The organism is Christiangramia lutea (genome assembly GCF_022489035.1).
Lineage (GTDB): Bacteria > Bacteroidota > Bacteroidia > Flavobacteriales > Flavobacteriaceae > Christiangramia > Christiangramia lutea.
The window spans coordinates 1-2547 of the sequence record NZ_JAKVTV010000018.1 but is presented as its reverse complement, the minus strand read 5'-3'; the positions used below and the strand labels follow the sequence as shown (position 1 = coordinate 2547).

Annotated in this window: 2 protein-coding genes; both read right to left on the bottom strand. The window is 30.5% G+C overall.

Annotated elements, in window-relative coordinates:
* Positions 1-813: 813 nt before the first annotated feature.
* On the bottom strand, positions 814-1383 hold the full coding sequence (locus ML462_RS15930) for a hypothetical protein (protein ID WP_240714826.1): 570 nt from the start codon (positions 1381-1383) through the stop codon (positions 814-816).
* Positions 1384-1557: 174 nt separating this feature from the next.
* Entirely contained in the window at positions 1558-2397 is an 840-nt protein-coding gene (locus ML462_RS15925; protein WP_240714825.1) for a hypothetical protein, read from the bottom strand.
* Positions 2398-2547: the final 150 nt, after the last annotated feature.

The following is a 2547-nucleotide window of genomic DNA, read 5'->3' as shown; positions in this document are numbered from 1 at the left end:
CTAATTTTCTTTTGACCAAATGTCAATGTAGAAATCAAAATCAGAAATATTTGTATTGTAGTTCTCATCTTTGTGAGGCTTGTGCACAACGGTCTCGGTTATCGCCAGTTGGCGGAGTAAGGGACGCGGATTTGTCGGCTTAGTATTGATTTGTTGGTCAAGTTAATTATTTTCTTTCTAACACCACCGGCTATTGGCGATGAACCGTTGTTGTGTATAGTGTAATTTACCAATATTCTAATTTTTAGTAAATATCAATTTTGATAATATAAATGGAAATAAAATCCCAGTTATCAAAAATAGAGTTATGTAAAAATTGAAAGGTTCTACTTTAATACTTCCAGGTATGAGAGGATTAGGATCATTATAATAAACTAAAAGACAAATAGCGGATATGAAAAAAAGAATTGTAAAAAGTATAATAGTAAAAATATCTTTTATGAGTTCTGATATTTTAAATGTTTTTCTTTTAGAATTAAATAATATTCCAACAATTGGGATTGATGAGACTAATAAATAATCTATTGTATTAGTGGATAATGCGAAATAATAACCAAATAAATGATTTAGAGGTCTAACTAGAATTTTAATCAGTTTTCCTGGTATCAAAAAATTTAATAATATAAATGTCAAAATACTGACGCATATTATTAAATATCTAATTTTCAATGGTATTCTTTTCAATTATTAAATAGTTAGAATTTTACAAATTACATTATACACAACGGTCTCGGTTATCGCCAGTTGGCGGAGTGCGGGACGCGGATTTGTCGGCTTAGTATTGGTTTGTTGGTCAAGTTAATTATTTTCTTACTAACGGTGCCGCTTATTGGCGATGAACCGTTGTTGTGAGCTGGCTTTTCTAAAATATCCTTTTATCCGGTTAGAGTATTTATGGTATATAAAAATACCAATTCCAAAAATGCCAACTCCAAATGAAATTAAAAATCCTAATCTTGAATGAGATTTAGCTTCATTCGAATTATATATAATTTCGCCATTTTTATCGGCTATTTGGAAAACAGTTGGCTTAAATTCTTCTTTTTGACTTTCTTTTATCAGAACAGTTGCCTTTCCTGATTTAGTTAATTGTCTTTCTATTTCTTCAAATCTTTCGTTATAACTGTTCAGTCCGATATTTTTCATCAGAACATAAACACTCTTGGTCGAGTTTAGAGTAAATATTAATTCAGATTTGACACTTTTACTACCTCTCCAACTTTCAACAGGAGTATAAAATATTTCCATACTTTCAATTCTTCCTCTTTGCTCTATTAAGGAACTTTTAAAAGTAAATAAGGTCGGTGCAAAAAAATAGAAAGCACAAATAATCGAAGCTATTCCAACAAATAATCCTCTTTCTCCGTAATCTGCTTTGTTCATTTATTCTTTGTCGAAATTTTGTTTAAGCTTGCTCACAACGGTCTCGGTTATCGCCAGTTGGCGGAGTAGGGGACGCGAATTTGTCGGCTTAGTATTGGTTCGTTGGTCAAGTTAATTATTTTCTTACTAACGGTGCCGCTTATTGGCGATGAACCGTTGTTACCTGCTGGCCATTTATTGCTTTTTAAGTTTAAGATCAATAATAATTTCATTAGCAAAGTCGGAAATCTCATTTAATAAATCTTCGATTACTTTTTTATTGATTTCTATAATTTGACCATTCTTATTTTTTCCATTCCTGTGGACGAGATCATGTCGAACACTTACGGCTTTTGTCAAATTTACAATTGAAGGAAAATTTATTTTAAAAGTACTTTCATACATATTTTTCACTTTTGCTAAGTTGTGATAAATTACTTCTATCATCTCTTTTTTAGCAACGACCTCAATTCTTTCGTATTCATTAAAAATTTGATCCAAAGTGAACTTTCGATTTTTGAATTCGGGGTAGGAGCTGACAAAATTTCGAAAATACTCTTTACTATCATTTGTTGTATTTATGAATACTTCTGATAAAAATGCCTCAAGTATGCCAATACTTCCAACGAAAAGTTGTCTTCTAAGAACCTTTTCAAGTTTATCATCTGATAATATTACTTCATTCAAATTCCTGATATTATAAATCTCAGTATGGAAACTTCTTAAATAATTTTTATTGGAAAGTATAGCAAAATACTCATCTCTTTGAATTAAAAAATCATCATCATAATCGTAAAATGGAGATAGACTAACTTTGTTTGAAGAATTTAATCCTTCAATTTTATTTAATATTTCTTTAGGCGAATCTTCATCAAATGAAACTATGTGTTCAATAGTAAGATCTTCTAAATAATTAGTTTTGAGTTTATAATTAATTTGATTTAATTCCTGGTACGTAATTCCTAAATCTTCAGCTAATTTTTGTTCTCTTAATTTTTTGATTCTATTTGGGTCAAACGTATTTTCTTCTTTCATTGAATTTTCTTTATGGCTTGCAGGTAACGGTTTCGGTTATCGCCAGTTGGCGGAGTAAGGGACGCGGATTTGTCGGCTTATTATTGGTTTGTTGGTCAAGTTAATTATTTTCCTTCTAATGCTACCGCTTATTGGCGATTAACCGTTGTT

Bases quoted from the DNA above. Each gene is read 5' to 3' on its own strand.
- ML462_RS15930 (WP_240714826.1), bottom strand. From the start codon at position 1,383: ATGAACAAAGCAGATTACGGAGAAAGAGGATTATTTGTTGGAATAGCT.
- ML462_RS15925 (WP_240714825.1), bottom strand. From the start codon at position 2,397: ATGAAAGAAGAAAATACGTTTGACCCAAATAGAATCAAAAAATTAAGA.